General features: G+C 46.6%; 20 protein-coding genes and 1 pseudogene. 20 read left to right on the top strand and 1 reads right to left on the bottom strand.

All coding sequences use genetic code 11. The annotated features are described in order from the left end of the window. Positions 1 to 18: 18 nt before the first annotated feature. The 9 genes and pseudogenes from ESP131_RS06655 to pulA all read left to right on the top strand — a co-directional run bounded on the left by ESP131_RS06655 (position 19) and on the right by pulA (position 11,203). The gene (locus tag ESP131_RS06655) at positions 19 to 1,311 is read left to right on the top strand and encodes a nucleotide sugar dehydrogenase (RefSeq protein ID WP_029341021.1); all 1,293 of its coding nucleotides are present in this window, start codon (positions 19 to 21) and stop codon (positions 1,309 to 1,311) included. Further along, a complete protein-coding gene (locus ESP131_RS06660) occupies positions 1,308 to 2,108 on the top strand; it encodes an ABC transporter permease (protein ID WP_029341022.1) in 801 nt (266 codons plus the stop codon). Before ESP131_RS06655 ends, ESP131_RS06660 begins: the two co-directional genes overlap by 4 nt. Before the next feature lie 11 nt (positions 2,109 to 2,119). After that, a pseudogene (gene tagH, locus ESP131_RS06665) lies at positions 2,120 to 2,860 on the top strand (teichoic acids export ABC transporter ATP-binding subunit TagH); the annotation flags it as partial. Positions 2,861 to 2,972: 112 nt separating this feature from the next. Beyond that, a complete protein-coding gene (gene wecB / locus ESP131_RS06670) occupies positions 2,973 to 4,073 on the top strand; it encodes a non-hydrolyzing UDP-N-acetylglucosamine 2-epimerase (protein WP_069940368.1) in 1,101 nt (366 codons plus the stop codon). Next, positions 4,070 to 4,555 carry a hypothetical protein gene (locus tag ESP131_RS06675; protein WP_029341025.1) on the top strand — a complete coding sequence of 162 codons (486 nt, stop codon included), beginning with the start codon at positions 4,070 to 4,072 and terminating at the stop codon, positions 4,553 to 4,555. Before wecB ends, ESP131_RS06675 begins: the two co-directional genes overlap by 4 nt. Continuing rightward, entirely contained in the window at positions 4,545 to 5,933 is a 1,389-nt protein-coding gene (locus ESP131_RS06680) for an MBOAT family O-acyltransferase (protein WP_069940369.1), read from the top strand. Before ESP131_RS06675 ends, ESP131_RS06680 begins: the two co-directional genes overlap by 11 nt. Before the next feature lie 15 nt (positions 5,934 to 5,948). After that, entirely contained in the window at positions 5,949 to 7,124 is a 1,176-nt protein-coding gene (locus tag ESP131_RS06685) for a DHHW family protein (RefSeq protein ID WP_029341027.1), read from the top strand. A gap of 13 nt (positions 7,125 to 7,137) precedes the next feature. Beyond that, on the top strand, positions 7,138 to 8,064 hold the full coding sequence (locus ESP131_RS06690; protein ID WP_069940370.1) for an LCP family protein: 927 nt from the start codon (positions 7,138 to 7,140) through the stop codon (positions 8,062 to 8,064). A 226-nt stretch (positions 8,065 to 8,290) separates the two neighbouring features. Beyond that, entirely contained in the window at positions 8,291 to 11,203 is a 2,913-nt protein-coding gene (gene pulA / locus ESP131_RS06695) for a type I pullulanase (protein ID WP_069940371.1), read from the top strand. 68 nt (positions 11,204 to 11,271) lie between these two features. Here pulA and ESP131_RS06700 read toward each other — a convergent pair whose 3' ends face one another. Next, positions 11,272 to 12,531, bottom strand: coding sequence for a dicarboxylate/amino acid:cation symporter (locus ESP131_RS06700; protein ID WP_069940372.1), 1,260 nt, complete (start codon positions 12,529 to 12,531; stop codon positions 11,272 to 11,274). Positions 12,532 to 12,844: 313 nt separating this feature from the next. Between ESP131_RS06700 and rpsU the strand changes: the two genes are divergently transcribed. The 11 genes from rpsU (at position 12,845) to era (ending at position 21,037) form a co-directional block, all read left to right on the top strand. Next, positions 12,845 to 13,018: a 30S ribosomal protein S21 gene (gene rpsU / locus ESP131_RS06705; RefSeq protein WP_012369719.1), complete on the top strand. Its 174-nt coding sequence runs from the start codon at positions 12,845 to 12,847 to the stop codon at positions 13,016 to 13,018. A 21-nt stretch (positions 13,019 to 13,039) separates the two neighbouring features. Next, positions 13,040 to 13,486 (top strand): GatB/YqeY domain-containing protein, encoded by a 447-nt coding sequence (locus ESP131_RS06710; protein WP_069940373.1) that lies wholly within the window; start codon positions 13,040 to 13,042, stop codon positions 13,484 to 13,486. 181 nt (positions 13,487 to 13,667) lie between these two features. Next, positions 13,668 to 14,177 carry an NfeD family protein gene (locus ESP131_RS06715; RefSeq protein ID WP_047396392.1) on the top strand — a complete coding sequence of 170 codons (510 nt, stop codon included), beginning with the start codon at positions 13,668 to 13,670 and terminating at the stop codon, positions 14,175 to 14,177. Further along, on the top strand, positions 14,174 to 15,157 hold the full coding sequence (gene floA, locus ESP131_RS06720) for a flotillin-like protein FloA (RefSeq protein WP_023467489.1): 984 nt from the start codon (positions 14,174 to 14,176) through the stop codon (positions 15,155 to 15,157). Before ESP131_RS06715 ends, floA begins: the two co-directional genes overlap by 4 nt. Before the next feature lie 13 nt (positions 15,158 to 15,170). Beyond that, positions 15,171 to 15,641 (top strand): hypothetical protein, encoded by a 471-nt coding sequence (locus tag ESP131_RS06725; protein WP_029341030.1) that lies wholly within the window; start codon positions 15,171 to 15,173, stop codon positions 15,639 to 15,641. 171 nt (positions 15,642 to 15,812) lie between these two features. Beyond that, the gene (locus ESP131_RS06730; RefSeq protein ID WP_023467492.1) at positions 15,813 to 16,775 is read left to right on the top strand and encodes a PhoH family protein; all 963 of its coding nucleotides are present in this window, start codon (positions 15,813 to 15,815) and stop codon (positions 16,773 to 16,775) included. Positions 16,776 to 16,811: 36 nt separating this feature from the next. After that, the gene (locus ESP131_RS06735; protein WP_069940374.1) at positions 16,812 to 18,869 is read left to right on the top strand and encodes an HD family phosphohydrolase; all 2,058 of its coding nucleotides are present in this window, start codon (positions 16,812 to 16,814) and stop codon (positions 18,867 to 18,869) included. Then, positions 18,866 to 19,342 carry an rRNA maturation RNase YbeY gene (gene ybeY / locus ESP131_RS06740; RefSeq protein ID WP_029341033.1) on the top strand — a complete coding sequence of 159 codons (477 nt, stop codon included), beginning with the start codon at positions 18,866 to 18,868 and terminating at the stop codon, positions 19,340 to 19,342. Before ESP131_RS06735 ends, ybeY begins: the two co-directional genes overlap by 4 nt. A gap of 29 nt (positions 19,343 to 19,371) precedes the next feature. After that, entirely contained in the window at positions 19,372 to 19,689 is a 318-nt protein-coding gene (locus tag ESP131_RS06745; RefSeq protein ID WP_231925700.1) for a diacylglycerol kinase, read from the top strand. A gap of 48 nt (positions 19,690 to 19,737) precedes the next feature. Further along, entirely contained in the window at positions 19,738 to 20,136 is a 399-nt protein-coding gene (locus ESP131_RS06750; RefSeq protein WP_023467498.1) for a cytidine deaminase, read from the top strand. After that, the gene (gene era, locus ESP131_RS06755; RefSeq protein WP_023467500.1) at positions 20,129 to 21,037 is read left to right on the top strand and encodes a GTPase Era; all 909 of its coding nucleotides are present in this window, start codon (positions 20,129 to 20,131) and stop codon (positions 21,035 to 21,037) included. The genes ESP131_RS06750 and era overlap by 8 nt, the downstream gene beginning before the upstream one ends.

Below are 21,037 nucleotides of genomic sequence, written 5' to 3' on the forward strand. Positions count from 1 at the left end.
CGATGGAGGAATGACAAAATGAAACTTTGCACAATCGGACTAGGATATATTGGATTACCTTCTTCTGCGATGTTCGCGGATCATGGCACGGAAGTCGTAGGTGTCGACATCGATCCACAAATCGTCAATCTTCTGAACACGGGAACGATTCATATTGAAGAACCAGGACTCGAGGATGTCATCAAACGGGTCGTCGCAAACGGAAAATTCCGGGCGACACTTACACCAGAACGGGCAGATGTTTTCCTAATCGCCGTTCCGACACCGAACTTAAACGATACGTATAAATCATGTGATTTGAAATATGTTATTTCAGCGGTTAACAATATGCTACCATTCCTTGAAAAAGGGAATGTCGTCATCGTCGAATCGACGATTGCGCCACGTACGATGGATGACCATGTTCGTCCATTGATTGAAGAAGCCGGCTTTACGATCGGTGAAGACGTCTATGTCGTCCATTGCCCAGAACGTGTCTTGCCAGGACAAATCTTACATGAACTTATTCATAATAACCGCATCGTCGGTGGATTGACGCCAGCGTGTGCAGAGGCGGGCGCAGCCGTCTATGAAACATTCGTTCAAGGTGAAATCGTTCGGACAGACGCGAAGACAGCCGAAATGTCGAAGTTGATGGAGAATACGTTCCGCGATGTCAACATTGCTCTCGCAAATGAATTGACGCAGGTATGTCATCAGCTAGAGATCAACGTCTTAGATGTTATCGAGATGGCGAACATGCATCCACGGGTGAACTTACATCATCCAGGACCGGGCGTTGGTGGTCATTGTCTTGCGGTTGACCCTTACTTCATCGTCGCAAAAGCTCCATCGCTTGCACGCATCATTCATACAGCACGACAAACGAACGTTCAGATGCCACAATTCGTCGCTGAACAAGCAGCGCGTCTTGTTGGTTCACGTGTCCGTCCGAAGATCGCCGTCTTTGGTGTCACGTATAAAGGAAACGTCGACGACATGCGCGAGAGTCCAGCTGTCGAAGTCATTGAACAATTACTCGACCGTGGACTTGACGTCGCTGTCTGTGATCCGCACGTCGAACGCTCGATTTCGACACGTTTCGAACTCGTCGATGAGCTGGAAGCGATTCAAGGCGCTGATCTCGCACTCGTCCTAGTCGACCACGATGAATTCAAACAATTCGATTCACGTCGTCTCGCAAACTACATGCGGACACCGTTACTCTTTGATACGAAAGGGATCGTCAATGAGCTCGACGCTGTCAAAGTCCTGAACTTCGGTAATTTGCATACGCACCGCGTGACGGAAGTGGATGCGAAAGCGATATGAACGCGTTACGAACGATTGGGGGAGAGTTGAAGGATCATCTATATCTGATCTTTCGACTCTCGCTTTATGAAACAAAGAGTCAATATAGCATGCAATACCTTGGTTGGTTTTGGGAGATCATGACGCCGCTTCTCCAAATCGGTGTCTACTGGGTCGTATTCGGCTTCGGGATTCGTGGTGGGCATCCAGTCGATGGAATTCCGTTCGTCTTTTGGCTCGTCAGCGGATTGATTGCTTGGTTCTTTATCGGCAGTACGATTCCAAGTGGTTCCCGGTCGATTTATGGTCGAGTCGCGCTCGTCTCAAAGATGCATTTTCCATTGAGTACGATTCCAGCGTACGTCATCTTGGCGCAATTCTATCGCCACTTAGCGATGATTGCCTTAACGATCATTTTAGGATGTGCCTTCGGTTACTTTCCGGGATGGCATACGCTTGAACTCTTGTATATCGTACCGGCGGGTGTCGTGTTCCTCTATGCGGTCTCCTTATTGTTGTCCGCGCTTGCAACGATGATTCGAGACGTGCAAAACATGGTGACATCTGCCATTCGGATGTTGATGTATTTAACGCCAATCATGTGGATTCCGCCAGATCACTCGTTATTCAAGATGTTGTTGATGCTAAACCCACTCGTTTATTTGATTGAGGGGTATCGTTCAGCACTCATCGGAACGGGCTATCTGCTCGATCATATGTGGTATGGCGTGTACTTCTGGTGTATGACGCTCGCAATCTTACTTGTTGGAGCATCGATTCACATTCGATTCCGACGCTATTTCATCGATTACGTATAGGAGGGAGAACGATGGGTCATGTCGTGTTTGAGAATGTATCGAAACGGTACATGCTCTATGCCCGACCGATCGACAAGCTAAAGGAAGTGTTGTTCGGTAAGGTGAATGGAAAATCGTTCTATGCTCTAAAGAACGTCTCTTTTTCTGTGGAAGAGGGAGAAATCGTCGGTGTCGTTGGCATCAACGGAAGTGGGAAATCGACACTATCGCATCTGCTTGCTAACGTAACACCACCGACGTACGGTCGAGTCACATTGGGTGGAAAGTCAGCATTGATTGCCATCTCTAGCGGATTGAACAGTCAACTGACAGGGCGAGATAACATTGAATTAAAAGGGCTGATGATGGGCTTAACGAAGCGACAAATCGAGTCGATTACTCCAGAAATCCTAGAGTTTGCTGATATCGGGGAGTTCATCGATCAGCCGGTCAAAACATATTCGAGTGGCATGCGAGCTCGGATTGGTTTTGCCATCTCGATTCATATCAATCCAGACATCTTGATCATCGACGAAGCACTCTCAGTCGGAGACCAAACGTTTACTGAAAAGTGCCTCGATAAGATGCGTGAATTCCGCGATCAAGGGAAAACGATTTTTTTCGTCAGTCATTCGCTCAGTCAGGTAAAGAGTTTCTGTACAAAAATCCTTTGGTTGGAATACGGGGAAGTCCGTCTATTTGGTCCGACGAATGAAACGTTGGCTGAATACAATAAATATTTATATTGGTACAAACAGTTATCAAAAAAGCAAGCCTCCCATTACGTAGCTAAAAAACGAACGGAACGGATTGGTTCCGTGGATCAGCAGATGATGGGCGAGACGATTGAACGATCGTCATGAAATGAGATAGGGGATGAAGTAAATGAAACGTGTCATGCTTGTATTCGGAACACGACCAGAGGCGATCAAAATGGCGCCGGTCGTCAAAGCACTTGAAAATCGTCAGGACGTCGAACCAATCGTCGTCGTTACAGCACAACACCGAGAGATGCTCGATCAGGTCCTTGAACTATTCGAAATCACTCCGGACCATGACTTGGATTTGATGCGTCCGCGTCAAACGTTAGAGGAAATGACAGCGCGTATCCTAAACGCGATGCGTCGTGTCCTCGAAAAGGAACAGCCGGATCTCGTCCTTGTCCATGGGGATACGACGACGACGTTCGCTGCTTCTTTAGCGGCGTTCTATCAACAGATTCCAGTCGGTCATGTGGAAGCAGGACTACGGACATTTGAAAAGTATGCGCCGTTCCCAGAAGAGATGAATCGTCAATTGACAGGTGTGCTGGCGGATTATCATTTTGCACCGACTGAACAGGCTGCCATGAACTTACGTGCTGAGAACAAGCAGACACCGATCATCGTAACCGGCAATACGGTCATCGATGCGTTGAAGACGACTGTATCATCGACATATACGCATCCTGTCCTAACACGCCTCGAGAAGTCGGGACGAAAACTTGTCTTGCTTACGGTTCATCGCCGTGAGAATCATTTACAACTGGCAACGATTTTTGATGCGATTGAACGGTTAGCAAATGATCATCCGGAAATCGAAATCGTCTATCCGGTTCATCCAAATCCGGTCGTACTAGAAGCGGCAGCTCGCCTGAAACATCATCCGCGGATTCAATTGATCGAACCACTTGATGTCTTTGATTTCCATAACCTTGCAGCGCGCGCTTCCTTCATCCTGACAGATTCAGGCGGGATTCAAGAAGAAGCACCTTCACTCGGTGTTCCCGTTCTTGTCTTACGGGAGACGACGGAACGACCTGAAGGCGTCGAAGCAGGAACCTTGAAACTGGTTGGTACGAATCCAGAGCGCATCTATGCGATGAGCCATCAATTATTGACGGACGAAGTGTTCTATCAATCGATGGCACAAGCGGCGAATCCTTATGGCGATGGACAGGCAGCAGAGCGAATCGTCGATGCGATCATGAGTGAGGTACCCGTATGAGTCAACGTATTCCTCCAGCGATTTATCAATTCTTTCCATTCGGAACGCAGGAAAAAATCTTGCTTGAGGATGCTACAGATGGTGTCTATTTTGATTTTCAAGAAGCGACGGCAGACGACAAATTGTACATTCAGTTGTTTGATCAAGGATTTCAACATCCGCCTTCAAAGTTATACCGAACAGACGCCACGATTACAGGAGATCTCATCGAGGTGACCTGTCATTTCGAAGTCGATGCACCGTGTGTCGTTCAGTTATTCAAGATGCAGTATGGACAGAAGAAACGGATGGGGTCGGAAACGGAAACCGTCACACTGATGAATGAAACAGTCGTTCAGGTACAGATGAAACGAGTACCAGGAGCGAAGTATTTCAAAGTGGCATGGAAGTTCTTGCAAGAGGGGAGCTTCCGGGTCCATCTCCGGGACATTCAGATTGTGCAGCATGTCACGGCAGGGGAGGAAGCGACGTATGCTATTTAGTTCGACGATATTCTTATTTCTGTTCTTACCGACTGTCTTGATCGTCTATTACCTACTACCACGTAGCTTCCGAAATGGTTGGCTGCTAGTGACGAGTCTATTCTTTTATGCATTCGGGGAACCACGCTTTGCACTGCTGATGTTACTGAGCGTTACGATCAACTATTTCTTCGCCTTGTTCGTCGATCTGTATCGACAGCGAATCGGCGTCAAATGGATCATGTTTAGTATGATTGCAGTCAATTTAGGATTACTCGGCTGGTTCAAGTACATCGGATTTTTCGTTCGTTCGGTCAACGAGACATTCGGATTAGGATGGTTCGTACCAGAAGTCGTCTTGCCACTCGGTATCTCGTTCTATACGTTTCATGCGATGAGTTATGTCATCGACATCTATAAAGGGAAGGAAGCGGTGCAAAAGAATCCGCTTGACCTCGCCCTTTATATCGCGTTCTTCCCCCAACTCGTCGCGGGTCCGATCGTTCGTTATAACACGATTGCGAGTCAAATCGAATCACGAGAAGAGACAGTTTCCGATTTTGCCCGAGGGGTTCGTCGGTTTACGATCGGCTTAGCTAAAAAACTGATTCTTGCCAATGGATGTGGTCAGGTCGCGGATGCCATCTTCAATATGAAAGATCTCTCGATGGGGCTTGCTTGGATTGGCATTATCGCCTACGCCTTACAAATCTATTTCGATTTTTCAGGATATAGTGATATGGCGATTGGACTAGCTTTGATGTTTGGATTTCATTTTCTTGAGAATTTTAACTATCCCTACATTTCAAAGTCCGTTTCTGAATTTTGGCGTCGTTGGCATATTTCGCTCGGATCGTGGTTCCGGGATTATGTCTACATCCCGCTTGGTGGAAATCGTGTCTCACCGTGGTTACAGTATCGCAACTTAGCAATTGTCTGGATGCTGACGGGTCTTTGGCATGGTGCTAGTTGGACGTTCGTCGCGTGGGGAGCGTATTACGGAATCTGGATCATGCTCGAGAAAGCATTTCTCGGGAAATGGTTGGCGAAAACGCCAGTCTTCTCGACCGTTTGGACACTCGTACTCGTGTTGGTCGGTTGGGTATTCTTCCGTTCCGAGACGTTCCCGGAAGCCGTTACGTACATTCAAGCGATGTTCGTACCAGATGTGATCTGGGATGAACGCGCGAGCTACCAGCTTGTCCAAAATGGTGTTCTACTGCTTGTCGCGTGTATCGCAGCGACACCGATTCCGAAAATCATCGGAGAGCGATTAGTTGTGTCACTCGGAAGAATTGGTACGACGATGCAGTATGGATATGCGATGTTGCTACTATTTTTGGCGACATCAGCACTTGTTGCAAGTACGTTTAATCCATTCATCTATTTCCGCTTCTAAAAAGGAGGTCTACTGATGGCACAGCCACTTGAAACAGAAAATAAGCAGGGACAAAAACGGACGACTTCTTTTGAACGGATCATGATGTGGGTGACGACGATCAGTTTTTTACTCATCTTGTTAACGATTGGTATTGGTACGATCGTCCGAGAAGACCGTGTGCGTTCTCAGCTAGAAAATCGTACACTCGCACAATCGGTCGATCCGACGATCGAAGGAATCGCGACTGGAAAAGACATGCTGAAGATGGAGACGTATTTCACGGACCAACTACTTTTGCGAGGGACGTTCGTTGAGATGCAGGCGCTACTATCGAAGGATGTCTTCAGACAGCCTTTTCGTAATGGAATCTATACAGCTAAAAATGGCTATATGATCGAACCGAGTGCCTCGACTCAAGTCCAGATTCCAAACGCGTTTCAGCAATTCGTGCAAGAAGTCGATCGACCCGTCTATATGGCGCTAGCTCCATCGAAGACGGTCATTGCTGAACGCGATCAGTTGATCCCATCGTATGTTGCTTCGAATGCACGGACACGTTACGCAGGAATGATTCGTGACTTCAAGGCTGCGGGGATGACGAATTTGTCACTTGATCAATTAAAACTAACGGACTACTTCAAGACGGACCATCACTGGAATATCGACGGAGCAGCGTCAGCATATCAGACGATTACGAAGGGGATGGACTTACGACCAGTCATGCCATCAAAAGCAAATCGTAAAGAAGATGAGCATGCCTATTATGGTTCATTAGCGCGAAAGACGACGCTTGCGTATGCGACGTCTGGTGATCAGTTAGCCTATTATGAACCAGCATTTTTCAAAGGAATCAATGTCTGTTACGACGGTGCATGCGATCGCCCAGTCATTGATGAATCCTTCGTTCAGCAAGAGGGAGATTACGTCGATCGGTATGAAGTATTCTTGCGCGGGAATCATGGCATCATGTCGATGAAGGAGCAGACGAAGAATGATCGACCAACGATTCTCGTCTTAAAGGATTCATTCGCGAATCCAGTCTTACCGTTCCTTGCTAAAAGTGCCAATCTCGAAGTCGTCGACGTTCGTTACGTCCCAAAATCATTCGATGTGTCGCAGTTCGCTAAACAAAAACAAGTCGACTCCGTGTTGTTCCTGCATAACTCGAACATTGCTGGATTGATGAAGACGTATGAAAACACACTATGAAGGAGTTCATGACATGAGATCCCGAATGGCGAAAAGAAAACCACGCCTTGTTTGGCGCGTATTGAGTGCGCTCCTACTAGGGTTCGTTCTGATTGCTAGTGCATCAGCTGGTTTAGCTTTTTTAAAAGTGAAGCAAACGGCAGACGCGTTCTTAACACCGTTAGATGGAGAGCAACCTAAGCCACTCGAATCGATGAAGCCGGTTAATGTCTTGTTACTGGGCGTGGATGAACGGAAAAATGATAAGGGACGTGCCGATGCCATCATGCTTCTTTCATTCAATCCAAAAACAAAACAAGCGACTTCCCTGTCCATTCCAAGAGATATGCAGGTAACCGTGCCGTCTGGCGAAAAGACTAAAATCAATCATACCTATGCCTATGGGGGGGTGAAAGAGACAGTCGAAACGGTGGAGCAGACGTTTGAGACCGATATTCCTTATTATGCGAAAATCAACATGGATGGATTGATTGAGTTGGTCGATGCTGTTGGGGGTGTCACGGTCGACAATCCATCTGCCTTTAGTTGGAACGACCGTCGTCTTCAAAAGGAGTATGATAAAGGGAAAATTCATCTGACGGGTCTTGAAGCGAGTGGTTATGCTCGGATGCGAAAGCAAGATCCACTCGGCGATATGGGTCGACAAATTCGTCAGCGTCAAGTGCTAGAAGCAGTCGGAATGAAGCTTGCTGGACCACAGTTGTTGACGCAACTCGAAAAGATCACGGATGTCATGAAAAACAACTTTACGACGAATATCGGACTTGATGTCGCAGCGCAGCTAGCACAGGAGAATCAGCGTGGGTTCGAACAATTGAAGCCGCTGAAAATCGAGGGAGAAGGATATATCGCAAGTGATGGTGTCTGGTATTTCTTTGCATCGGACGAATCAATGGAACAGACGAAGCAGACGATCGCTAAACTTCTCGCACGATCGTAAGTCATAATTAGTATTACCATCAAATAAACAAGGTTGAGCGTCTCTAGCAAATGATTGTGGAGGCGCTTTTTCCTATCTTTCTCTTAAGTAACGCATCATTCTTTTTGAAAAAAGTGCTTGGTTCAAAAGTCTTATTTTCGATCAAATCGATGAAATAGGCTTTGACAGGACTTGTAAACGGATGCAAAATGAAAACGATTACATACCAAAAGGAGATGGCTACCGTATGAAACGCATGAGATTCGTTTGTATCGTTGCGCTAACGTTTGCACTGATATTTAGTGGACTCTCTTTATCCGGTCAAGCACTGGAAAAAGGGAAGTCGACATTAGTCATCATTCACTACAAGGAAGACCCGAATGCCACAAAAGATTGGAATCTATGGTTATGGGCAAATGGGCCGGATTATTTTCCGAATAAAGCCCACGCTTTTAACGGTGAGGATGCTTACGGAAAAATCGCAGCTTATGAATTTCCAGTTGATCAGCCGGAAAAAATCGGCTTCATCGTTCGAGATGACAACTGGAACAAGGATGGGGGATCTGAGAATGATCGCTTCATTACGAAAGACATGATTAAAAATGGTGTTGCTGAAATTTGGATCGAGTCGGGAAGCAAGGACATCTCGACAGTCAATCCAAGCAATGGAGCAGATGTCGAAAAAATTGATACGAACATCCACTATTACCGGTATGACAATGATTACGAAAAGTACGGTGTCTGGTCTTGGCCGGAAGAGCAAGATGGCAAGCGTTTCGAGTTCGATCAGCAGGATGAGTTCGGTACCATTGCCAAGGTAACGCTCGATAACCCAACGAAAGCACGTCTTGCAGGCGTCATTCCTCATCTTGAGGGTTGGTCGGAAAAAGACGGAGCTGATCGTTTCTTTTATGCAGGGGCGAAAGACATCTGGTTGATTGAAGGGGATCAGACGGTATACTACAGCAAACCGGAAATTGATCGCACACCGAAAATCACAAGCTTTTTAGCAGATGACTTCCGGATGATGACATTAAAAACGAATGCACCGCTGACGGAAGAAGACTTAAAGGCATTTACGTTTGAAGGCGTGACGAATCCAGTCGTGTCAGCAATCGATGCCAAAACGGTAAAAGTCGAAGTCACTTTAGATATCGATTTAGCAAAAGTCGTCCGAGCATCTCATCCTGTTTTTGGAGAAGCAATTCTTGAAGCAGGTAAAGTGCTCCGTTCGAAAGCATTCGACCAAAAGTATGCCTACGATGGAAAACTCGGTGTCGACTATCAAAAATCGAAGACGACGTTTAAAGTCTGGGCACCGACAGCACAAGCCGTCGAGCTCGAATTGTATCGCTTACCAAAACAAGAAGCTGCTACGACAAAAGATATCACGCGCGAAATCAAGATGGAACGAACGGATCGTGGTGTGTATCAAGTAACAGTCAAGGGCGATCTTGACGGTGTCGGATACACATACGAAGTCAAACACGCCAAAGAATCAACGCGTGCTGTTGATCCGTATGCGACAGCAGTCGCCGTCAATGGCGACCAAGGTGTCGTCGTCGACTTACGCGAGACGGATCCAAAACGCTGGACGAATGGGAAAATGCCACTTCGCCATGCGACAGACGCGATCATCTATGAATCACACGTCCGTGATTTATCGATGTTTGATGTGACGAATTCAGGTTACGATTCAGGCATCAAACAAAAAGGGAAGTACCTTGGCGTCATCGAGCCAGGTACGCGTTTGACGAAGAATGGTAAGAAAACGAAGACGAAGACGGGGCTTGATCATCTGAAGGAACTTGGCATCACGCACGTTCAGTTCATTCCAGTCTATGATTTCAACACAGCGTCCGTCGATGAGACGAACCCGCTTAAATCGTATAACTGGGGTTATGATCCGAAGAACTATAACGCACCAGAAGGATCGTATGCGACAAACCCCTATGATCCAAAAGTCCGAATCACAGAAATGAAGCAGATGATTCAAGGACTACATGACAATGGACTTCGTGCTGTCATGGACGTCGTTTACAACCACATGTTTGACGCAAAGGCATCAAACCTTGATAAAATCGTCCCTGGTTATTACTACCGTTATACAGAAGGTGGCGATTTAGCGAACGGAACTGGTGTCGGAAACGATACAGCATCTGAGCGTCAAATGATGCACAAATTGATCGTTGACTCTGTCTCATACTGGGCGAAAGAATACCATTGGGACGGATTCCGCTTTGACTTAATGGGCATTCACGACGTCAAGACGATGAATGCTGTCAAACAGGCGACAAAACGAATTGATTCGTCGATTCTCGTATTCGGAGAAGGGTGGAGCCTTGGAACACCGCTTCCGGAGACGGATAAGGCAAACCAAACGAATACAAAACAAATGCCAGGAATCGGACATTTCAATGACAATCTACGCGATGCGCTCAAAGGTAGTGTCTTCATCGATTCAGATGCTGGTTTCATTAACGGAACAACGGGTCTTGAAACGCGCATCAAACGCGGAATCGTCGGAGAAATTGCTTATGACAAAGAGATTCAAGGATTTACGCAAGAACCAGATCAAGCCATCACTTACGTTGAAGCACATGACAACCATACGCTCTGGGATAAGTTGAACCTGACGAATCCGCAAGACAATGACGCAACGAAGACAAAGATGCATCGTTTGGCTTCAAGCATCTTGTTGACGTCACAAGGAACGACGTTCATCCATGCAGGACAGGACTTCATGCGGACGAAGGGCGGCGACCATAACTCATATAAATCACCGGATTCTGTCAACCAGCTCGACTGGAAACGGAAGATGGACCGTCAACAAGACGTTGATTATATGACAGGATTGATCGAGTTACGCAAAAAGAATCCAGTACTTCATTTAGCAACAGCAAAAGACATTCGTCGTTACCTGACGTTTGAAGCAGCACCGGCACAAGTCATCGCCTATCGATTAGATGATGCTGCGCCACAACAAAAGGATGATCTCTACGTCATTCATAATGCGAATCGAACAGCAGTCGACATGAAGCTACCTACAGGGAAATGGAAGTTGCTTGTAGACGGTAAACAAGCAGGAACCAAAGCAATCCGTAACGTATCAGGTACGGTTCGTGTCGAAGGACTTAGCTCATTCGTCTTATCAAAATAAGTGAACAGATAAAAAAGGACGTTCCGCAGTTGGCGGAATGTCCTTTTCGTCAGTCGAGAAACGTGCAATCAAGCGTAACGCTCATCCGTTTCTTCGTTCTCTTCTTCTTTCAGATTACCTTCTTCCGATTTCGAGACGATGACGGCACATGCTGCGTCACCAGTGATGTTGACGGCTGTCCGCATCATATCAAGAAGACGATCGACACCGATGATTAAAGCGATCCCTTCGACCGGTAGATTGACCGATTGAAGAACCATCGTCAACATGACGAGACCGACACCCGGTACACCGGCTGTTCCGACCGATGCAAGAACAGCTGTCAGGACGACAGTCGCAAGTTGACCTGCCGTCAAGTCAACAGCGTAGACTTGCGCGATGAAGACAGTCGCGACACCTTGCATGATTGCTGTTCCATCCATGTTGATCGTCGCACCAAGAGGCTGGACGAAACTTGAGACGGAACGCGGAACCTTCAACTCTTTTTGAGCCGTTTGCATCGCAACAGGGAGTGTTGCGTTCGACGAAGACGTCGAGAAAGCGAACAGCATGACAGGTGCGAACTTCTTAAAGAAGAAGAACGGGTTCATCTTCCCAAGAAGTGAAACAGTCGAACCATACGTCAATACGGAATGGACGAATAGTGACAAGATGACGACACCCATATAAAGTCCCATTGCTTTTAGCGAATCCCACCCTTGAGAACCGACGGCTGATGCGATCAAAGCAAATGCTCCGAGCGGTGCCATTTTCATGACGAGCGTGATCAAGTACGTCATTAAATCATTACCCTGCTCGATGAACGTCCGTAGTGTCGAGACTTTTTGACCGAGGAACGTGATCCCAAAACCGATAAAGACACTGAAGACGATGATTTGTAGCATATTTCCTTCCGCCATCGACGTGATCGGGTTCGTCGGGAACATACCAACGATTGTGTTGATTATGCTCGTATCTGGTAGATTTCCGTTATCATATTCAAGACCTTGCGTCTCGAAGTTACCAAACGTACCCGGTTTGATCAGTAATGACAAACCGAGAGCAATGACAATTGCGACAGCTGTCGTCGTCATGAAGTAAGTGATGGCTTTACCACCAACACGACCAAGCTCTTTTGGATTTCCAAGTCCCATGACGCCAAGGGCGATTGAGAAGAAGACGATCGGTACGACGAGCATCTTAATTAAGTTCAGGAAGATCGTTCCGATGGGTTGTAAAGCATATTTATTCAATCCCTCATAAATCGACTTGTCCGGTAAGGAAGCGAGGACGATTCCGAGAATCACCCCGAGAATCAATCCCCAAATGATGCGCTTTGCTTCTTTCATAAGTGATGTCACACTCCTTTATTTGATAATTGTCTATATTTTGACACATCATCACCCTTTTTGACAAAACATTTTAAAAAATACATGATAACGCTTACAAAAAAGTTTCTGGATTTTGATGCAGGAATGACTAGATTTTGTTGTCAAACGGATGCAACCATGAGAGGATAGATAAGAACAAAAAGGAACAGCGTAGGGTACAGAAAAGTCGCTAGAATCAACTGTTGACCAAATTGTATATTCCTACTATAATGTTGTATGACGTGTCTGACACGTTTCCTTTAGTCGGTAATATCGGAGGGAGGGAAAACTAGTGGAAACTCGTGTACGTAAAAATGAATCACTTGAAGACGCACTTCGTCGCTTCAAACGTGGTGTTTCAAAAGATGGTACGCTTGCAGAAGTTCGTAAACGTAAACACTACGAAAAGCCAAGTGTAAAACGTAAGCTTAAATCGGAGGCTGCGCGTAAGCGTAAGAAGTTCTAACGTTAGAGAGGGTGTATCCTCATGAGTCTTCAGGAGCGTTTGACAGCGGATATGAAAGAAGCCATGCGTCTACGTGAAAAAGATCGTCTTACGACGATTCGGATGGTGAAATCATCGTTGCAAAATGAAACGATCAAACTCGGTAAGCAAGAATTGACAGACGAGGAAGAATTAACGATTCTTTCACGTGAAATGAAGCAGCGCAACGACTCCCTCCGAGAATTCGAAAGCGCTGGTCGTCACGATCTCGTCGAGAAAATTCAAGCAGAGATTGTCGTGCTCGAAGCTTATATGCCAAAACAGCTTTCCGAGGAAGAAGTACAGGAAATCGTCGACGCAGCTATTGCGCAGACGGATGCCTCTGCTCCTTCAGATATGGGGAAAGTAATGGGTATCGTCATGCCACAGCTTAAAGGCAAGGCAGACGGTGCGTTAATTAATCGACTCGTCAAACAACGGCTCGCTTAATACATGAAAAAGGTGTCCTTCGGGGCACCTTTTTTGTCGTTCCTGTCACAATTAAAAGTTTCTTAATGAATTCAGAATAGTCATGAAACCTTTTTGTTTTGAAAGCGTATATAATTATAGTAACGAATCAAAGTGCAAAAGAAGCAACTTCTGACACGAATGAAAAGGGGTGAACGTACGCATGACGTTTAGCTTAGGGATGATTTTGGCGGTCTTCATGATCGGGGTCCTCATGTTACTGGTCGAAATATTCGTCACAGGGTTCGGAATCTTTGGAGTCCTCGGAATCGGGGCTGTCCTTGCTAGTCTGATCATGGCAGGTGCTACAGTTGGTCAAGTAGGCATAGCGGTTGGACTTGCTGTATTTCTATCACTTGCGGCCGGATACTGGGCATATCGCAGAATTAAATCGAATCAATCCTTATTATGGAGAGGTTTGATTTTGACAGATTCCACATCGTCTGAAAAAGGCTATCTTTCTCATCAAGACAAAGTGCAACTGTTGGGACAAGAAGGAGTCAGTCTGACACCTCTCCGTCCGTCAGGAACAATTGAAATCGACGGAAATCGAATCGATGCGGTTACGGAAGGGACCTTCATTCAAGCGGGGGAAACGATCGTCGTAAAAGAAGTGACGCATGGACGCGTCATTGTTAGAGTCCAACATACGAAGGAGGAGTCCCACACATGACACCTGAATTATTGACTGTATTACTCATATCCGGAGGAATTTTAATTTTCCTCGCCATCTTCTTCACGCTCGTTCCGATTCCACTTTGGATTAGCTCGCTCGCAGCGGGAGTGCGCGTATCGATCTTTACATTAGTCGGGATGCGTCTTCGTCGAGTAACACCGTCTAAGATCGTCAATCCGTTGATCAAGGCGGTTAAAGCGGGATTGAACTTGAATACGAACCAACTGGAAAGTCACTTCCTTGCTGGTGGTAACGTTGACCGCGTCGTCAATGCCTTGATTGCAGCACACCGTGCGAATATCGAGTTGAGCTTCGAACGCGCAGCGGCGATTGATCTTGCTGGTCGTAACGTTTTGGAAGCTGTTCAAATGTCGGTTAACCCGAAAGTCATCGAAACACCATTCATTGCCGGTGTGGCGATGAACGGGATTGAAGTGAAAGCGAAAGCCCGGATCACGGTACGTGCGAACATCGATCGTCTCGTCGGTGGTGCTGGGGAAGAAACGGTCATCGCACGTGTTGGTGAGGGTGTCATCTCAACAATTGGTTCGTGTAATGACCAAAAAGAAGTACTTGAGAATCCAGAGATGATCTCACGGACGGTTCTTGCAAAAGGACTCGATTCGGGTACGGCGTTCGAGATTCTCTCGATTGATATTGCAGATATTGATATCGGTAAGAATATCGGTGCGGTTCTGCAGACGGATCAAGCAGAAGCGGATAAGAACATTGCGCAAGCGAAAGCCGAAGAACGTCGCGCAATGGCGATCGCAAGTGAACAAGAGATGAAATCACGTGTTGAAGAGATGCGTGCGAAGGTTGTCGCTGCTGAAGCGGAAGTGCCGCTTGCTATCGCTGAAGCGATGCGTGACGGTAACTTTGGTGTCATGGATTATGCGAACTACTTGAACGTGACAGCAGATACGAAAATGCGCCAAGCAATCGGTGGGCAATCATCACCAAATGACTCACAATAAAGGGTGAGACGGTATGGATATCATATGGGTCGGATTGATGATCGCATTCGGTGTCATCTCCGTCATCTCAAAAGCAGCAGATAAAAAACCGAAGCAGACGAACCGAACTCCTTCAAAGGAGTTCGGTGAATATGTGAAGCAAATGACCGAACAGGTCGATACGATGCGACAAGAGACGGTACCTCCACCTGTCGTTCGTAAAAAAGCACCCGCGAAGAAACAACCGGGGGTAACGCAAACGAAAGCGCGACCAGTTCATGAACGAACGGAATTGCAACAACGTTTGGACCAACGTCAAAAGCAACATTCGAAAAAAGGGATGTCCTCATCGACGATTGGCGAAATCAAAGATAGCGTAGCAGATGGTGCCATTGGATCGTCTAGTCGTTCAGCATCAGCAACGACGATTTCACAAGATGAAATGCGACGTGCCATCGTTTGGAGTGAAGTTCTTGGTGCGCCTGTTTCCAAGCGCAAACGCTAATATTTGTCTAGTGAGTCGATTCTACGAAACGCGTAGGATCGACTCTTTTTATTTCCTAAAAGGTGGGAACGGGTTTTTCTTTCCATCTTTTCGGCGGAAGTGCTAAAGTGGAAGAGATTAGATATGAAGCGATGACAACTTGTTATCCATGACTAGGAGGCCATTCACAACGTGATATTCAACGAAAGAATCCCATTTGCATTTTCGAATTCAGAACAGATTCAAGCATTCGTCGGTCCGAATGATGCAGTCTTACGTACGATGGAAGCAGAACTTGACGTTCAGCTGACCCATCGAGGAGATGAGCTGTTGGCACAATCCGAACAGGAGCAGTCTGTGATCTTAGCAGGACAGGTCGTAGGCGTCTTGAAACAACTTGTGAATCGCGGAGCTGTTTTAACGGAACGTGACGCGACGAGCGCCATTCAACTTGCACGTCAAGATCGTGTGGATGAACTGCTAGAACTTTACGATACGGTCATTCATACGAATCATAAAGGAAAACCACTTCGTGCAAAGACACTCGGTCAAGCACGTTACGTTCGGGGAATCGACCGCTGTGATTTGACATTCGGTATTGGTCCAGCGGGAACCGGAAAAACGTATCTTGCTGTCGTGATGGCAGCAAAAGCGTTAAAAGAAGGTCACGTCAAACGACTCGTCCTGACGCGTCCGGCAGTAGAAGCAGGAGAAAATCTAGGATTTCTTCCAGGGGATCTTAAAGAAAAGGTCGATCCCTATCTACGTCCTCTGTACGATGCGCTACATGACGTGCTTGGTGTCGAGCATACGGCTCGTCTGCTTGAACGTGGTGTCATCGAAATCGCACCGCTTGCTTACATGCGAGGACGGACGCTTGAACATGCTTTTGTCATTCTCGATGAAGCGCAAAATACGACACGGGAACAAATGAAGATGTTCCTGACGCGTCTCGGATTCCATTCGAAGATGATTGTTACGGGCGATTTAACACAAGTCGATCTTCCGCGTGGAAAAACGTCTGGTCTACAAGAAGCGTTACATTTGCTCGGCAATGTCAAAGGGATTCATTTTGAGCACTTTGGCTCAGCTGATGTCGTACGTCACCCACTTGTCCGTAAAATCGTTGATGCTTATAGTCAGGATTTGACCTAAGCCGTTACGGAAATAGAGGAAAAAGGGGGAGATGATATGCGCAAGGTTGGGGTCTGGGTCGGTCTTTTGACAGTAATATTCTATCTCATCGTATCGACGATGATGTATGTCAGCGTTCGACCAGAAGCCTTGTCCGCAGAACCATTCTCAATTGCAGAAGAAGATATCCGGTCACCCTTGACGATGGAGGACCGGGTCGCAACAAATCAAATCAAGGAAAATTCGGTTGCTGCAATCGAGAGTCAGTATACGATCAAACAAGAGTATGCAGCACAGCAAATTGATAAAGTAGAACAACTTTTTGCTAGTTTGTCCGGTATTAAAAAAGCAAATGAGATCGGTAAAATCAAACAGCGTCTGCGTGGAACGGAGGCGGCGACACTGTTGAAGGATGATGAGTTACGCTTGCTTGTGACGTCGACGACAGCACTTCGGAATACGACACGTGACGTCGTCATTACAGCGATTGAAGAAGCGATGCGTCAACGTATCTCGTCCGATGGTGGTGAAGTAGCAGAAGCACGTGAGAATGCGCGGACTGATATCGAACGTTCGCCGCTCTCCTTCTCATTAAAAGCAGTCGCTAAAGCGCTGACCGATCAACTGATCGTGACGAATTACGTCTATGATCCGGAAAAGACGGAACAGCTTCGTAAGCAGACGAGTGATAAAGTCGAACCGGTTATCATTTCAGAAGGTGAAGTGATCGTCAAACGAGGCGAAGTGATTTCACAAGATGCCTATCGTCAGCTACAACTGGTCGGTTTGATTTCTGATCGACAGTCGTTGAAACCGTTACTCGGTGCGATGCTTGTCAGTGCGTTGATGACTGCCTTTTTATTTGGATTCATTCATCGTTCGAAATTGCGATACGCTCAAATGGGGCGGATTCGTTTATTCGGTCTTGTCTATCTCGTCGTCAGTCTACAATTACTCGTCATGTATGGTATGGCGTTCTTAGCAGACGACATCAATCCTGCACTTTACTTACTCACACCGACCGCTTTTGCTGCGCTTGTCCTGCGCAATTTATTGAACGAACGGATTGCATTATCGAGTTCTCTTTTTACGGCGCTTGCTGGAACGTTCTTCTATAGTGCAAATCAAAACTTCAGCTTCAATATCGCGATCTATTTATTGGCCGGTGGGTTAGTTGCAACGTTTTTCCTACAATCTAGTTTGTCGCGTCGTCGTATTTTCATGAGCAGTATTTCGATTGCCGGAGCAAACATCGCGATTTTCTTAGCATTCGTCCTGTTACGAAGTGGTACGTTCGAACTACGAGAAACGCTGATTTTAATCGGTTTTGCGATTGCGAGTGGTATCTTGAGTGCCGTCCTAGCAATTGGACTATTGCCGTTTCTTGAGATGACATTCGGTATTTTAGCACCGACCCGCCTACTCGAACTGTTGAACCCGACGCATCCGTTACTCAAAAAACTATTAGTTGAAGCACCGGGAACGTACCATCATAGTATGATGGTCGCGAACCTAGCAGAAACAGCCTGTGAAGCAATCGGAGCAGATGGATTGCTTGCACGAGTCGGAGCCTACTATCATGATTTAGGGAAAACGCGACGACCACTTTATTTCATTGAAAACCAGCATGGACGCAATCCCCATGATCGATTGACACCGGAAGAGTCGGCACGTGTCATCTTGGCACATACTGAGGATGGTGTTGAATTACTCGAAGACGCAAAACTGCCTGCAGCGATCATCGATATTTGCCGCCAGCATCATGGAACCTCTCTGCTACGATACTTTTATGTCAAGGCAGCAGAACAAGGTGAGGTCGACGAGGAGACGTTCCGTTACACGGGTCCGAAACCACAAACCCGTGAAGCGGCGGTCATCATGATCGTTGACTCGATTGAAGCGGCAGTTCGTTCGATGAAAGCTCCTTCAGAAGAAGGAATTCGGGACTTGGTCTCGAAAATCATTCGTGAAAAGATGATGGATGACCAATTTGCGGAATGTGACATTACGACACGTGAGATTTATCGCGTCGGTGAAAGTGCGTGTCATACCTTATCCGGTTTGTTCCATGAACGAATCGAGTATCCAGAACTAAAGAAAGAGGCAACGACATGAATATTTATATGACAGACGAGAATAATCGTCTAACGGAAGAACAACGACAGCTTGTCGAATCGATTTTGATTTACACGGCGGAACAAGAAGAAGTCGATTCAAATAGTGAGTTGTCCGTGACTTTCGTCTCAAACGATGAGATTCAAGAAATCAATCGTGAATGGCGTGGAAAGGATCAGGCGACAGACGTCATTTCCTTTGCGATGGAAGAACTCGGAGAAGATGAAATCGATTTTGGATTACTCGAAGATGAACCAATCGTCCTCGGAGATTTGATCATTTCCGTAGAACGGTGTCGTGAACAAGCGGCAGAGTATGGCAATCATTTTGAGCGAGAGCTCGGTTTCCTCGCTGTCCATGGTTTCCTCCATTTACTCGGATACGATCACATTGAAAAAGCAGATGAGGAAGTCATGACGAAGCGACAGGAGGAAATCCTGCATCACTTCGAGTTATACCGGGGCACATTGTGAAAAGCTGGTGGCAACCCTTTCGACATGCCATGAACGGATTGTGCCAATCGATTCGAGAAGAACGGCATATGAAAGTTCACGTGACAGTTGGCGCCATCGTGTTACTTGTCGCCTTTTTATTACCATTGACGTCTGTCGAGCGGGCGATCCTCTTCTTGACGGTCGGAATCGTCATTAGCGCCGAGATGTTCAATACGGCGTTTGAACGTATCGTAGATCTCGTGACACAGGAGTGGCATCCACTGGCAAAAGCAGTCAAGGATATCGCAAGTGGAGCAGTTCTTGTGTTGGCGCTTACATCTGTTGCAATTGCACTATGCATCTTCATCCCATATTTGGTACAATAAGAATCCGGCCTTTTTGGCCAATACCGTTCCTAAGAAGGGGATATTCACATGAAAACAGAACAATTACTCGAACAAGCCAAACGTGCACGCGAAAAAGCGTATGTTCCATATTCGAAATTCCAAGTCGGTGCTGCTCTACTGACAAAAGACGGACAAGTATTCCACGGCTGCAATATTGAAAACGCTGCATATGGTCTTTGTAACTGTGCAGAACGGACAGCGATCTTCTCTGCGTGGGCACAGGATGCACGCGAGTATGCAGCGATGGCTGTCGTTGCGGACACAGAAGGACCGGTCGCACCATGTGGACAATGCCGCCAAGTGCTATCAGAGATGTGTGACGCAGATATGCCAATCTATTTGACGAACCTTAAAGGGGATGTCACAGAAACAACAGTGGGCGCCCTCTTACCAGGAGCATTCACGAAAGGGGATTTACATGTTTAAAGAAGGATTCAAATCGGGCTTTGTCTCGATCATCGGACGCCCGAACGTCGGAAAATCGACATTCCTCAACCGTGTCATCGGACAAAAGATTGCCATCATGTCTGATAAGCCACAAACGACGCGAAATAAGATCCAAGGTGTCTATACGACAGAAGACGTTCAGACGATTTTCATTGATACACCAGGGATTCATAAACCAAAACATAAACTCGGTGACTTCATGATGAAGGTCGCAACGAACGCATTGCGTGAAGTTGATGCGATTTTGTTCATGGTCAACGTGACAGAACCAAAAGGAAAAGGTGACGATTTCATCATTGAAAAATTGAAGGAACTCGATACACCCATCATTCTCGTCATGAATAAGGTCGATTTGATTCATCCGAATGATATTCCGCCAATCATCGAGTCATATAAAAATGAGCTCGAGTTTGCGGCAGTCGTTCCGATCTCTGCGCTTCAAGGTAACAACGTCGGACCGTTACTTGAAGAAATCGCGAAGATCTTACCAGAAGGACCGATGTATTACCCGGCGGATCAAGTCACTGACCACCCGGAGCGTTTTATCATCTCAGAGATGATTCGTGAGAAAGTCTTGCAGAAGACACGCGACGAAGTACCACACTCGATCGCAGTCGCGATTGATCAAATCAAGACGCGTGAGAATGGAAACATGGTCGATGTCCATGCGACGATCTTGATCGAGCGCGATTCCCAAAAAGGAATCATCATCGGTAAACGCGGAGCACTTCTAAAAGAAATCGGCTCTGAAGCACGAACGGACATCGAGATGTTACTCGGAACGAAAGTTTACCTGAACTTGTGGGTCAAAGTCCAAAAGGATTGGCGTAACAAGGCCGGTCAATTGCGTGAACTTGGCTTCCGCGATGACGAGTACTAA

The sequence above is a fragment of the Exiguobacterium sp. U13-1 genome (assembly GCF_001750115.1).
GTDB lineage: Bacteria > Bacillota > Bacilli > Exiguobacteriales > Exiguobacteriaceae > Exiguobacterium_A > Exiguobacterium_A acetylicum.

Excerpts from the sequence above, each read along its gene's own strand:
- ESP131_RS06655 (WP_029341021.1), top strand. The coding sequence starts at position 19 with ATGAAACTTTGCACAATCGGACTAGGATATATTGGATTACCTTCTTCT.
- ESP131_RS06660 (WP_029341022.1), top strand. The coding sequence starts at position 1,308 with ATGAACGCGTTACGAACGATTGGGGGAGAGTTGAAGGATCATCTATAT.
- wecB (WP_069940368.1), top strand. The coding sequence starts at position 2,973 with ATGAAACGTGTCATGCTTGTATTCGGAACACGACCAGAGGCGATCAAA.
- ESP131_RS06675 (WP_029341025.1), top strand. The coding sequence starts at position 4,070 with ATGAGTCAACGTATTCCTCCAGCGATTTATCAATTCTTTCCATTCGGA.
- ESP131_RS06680 (WP_069940369.1), top strand. The coding sequence starts at position 4,545 with ATGCTATTTAGTTCGACGATATTCTTATTTCTGTTCTTACCGACTGTC.
- ESP131_RS06685 (WP_029341027.1), top strand. The coding sequence starts at position 5,949 with ATGGCACAGCCACTTGAAACAGAAAATAAGCAGGGACAAAAACGGACG.
- ESP131_RS06690 (WP_069940370.1), top strand. The coding sequence starts at position 7,138 with ATGAGATCCCGAATGGCGAAAAGAAAACCACGCCTTGTTTGGCGCGTA.
- pulA (WP_069940371.1), top strand. The coding sequence starts at position 8,291 with ATGAAACGCATGAGATTCGTTTGTATCGTTGCGCTAACGTTTGCACTG.
- ESP131_RS06700 (WP_069940372.1), bottom strand. The coding sequence starts at position 12,531 with ATGAAAGAAGCAAAGCGCATCATTTGGGGATTGATTCTCGGGGTGATT.
- ESP131_RS06710 (WP_069940373.1), top strand. The coding sequence starts at position 13,040 with ATGAGTCTTCAGGAGCGTTTGACAGCGGATATGAAAGAAGCCATGCGT.
- ESP131_RS06715 (WP_047396392.1), top strand. The coding sequence starts at position 13,668 with ATGACGTTTAGCTTAGGGATGATTTTGGCGGTCTTCATGATCGGGGTC.
- floA (WP_023467489.1), top strand. The coding sequence starts at position 14,174 with ATGACACCTGAATTATTGACTGTATTACTCATATCCGGAGGAATTTTA.
- ESP131_RS06725 (WP_029341030.1), top strand. The coding sequence starts at position 15,171 with ATGGATATCATATGGGTCGGATTGATGATCGCATTCGGTGTCATCTCC.
- ESP131_RS06735 (WP_069940374.1), top strand. The coding sequence starts at position 16,812 with ATGCGCAAGGTTGGGGTCTGGGTCGGTCTTTTGACAGTAATATTCTAT.
- ybeY (WP_029341033.1), top strand. The coding sequence starts at position 18,866 with ATGAATATTTATATGACAGACGAGAATAATCGTCTAACGGAAGAACAA.
- ESP131_RS06745 (WP_231925700.1), top strand. The coding sequence starts at position 19,372 with ATGAACGGATTGTGCCAATCGATTCGAGAAGAACGGCATATGAAAGTT.
- ESP131_RS06750 (WP_023467498.1), top strand. The coding sequence starts at position 19,738 with ATGAAAACAGAACAATTACTCGAACAAGCCAAACGTGCACGCGAAAAA.
- era (WP_023467500.1), top strand. The coding sequence starts at position 20,129 with ATGTTTAAAGAAGGATTCAAATCGGGCTTTGTCTCGATCATCGGACGC.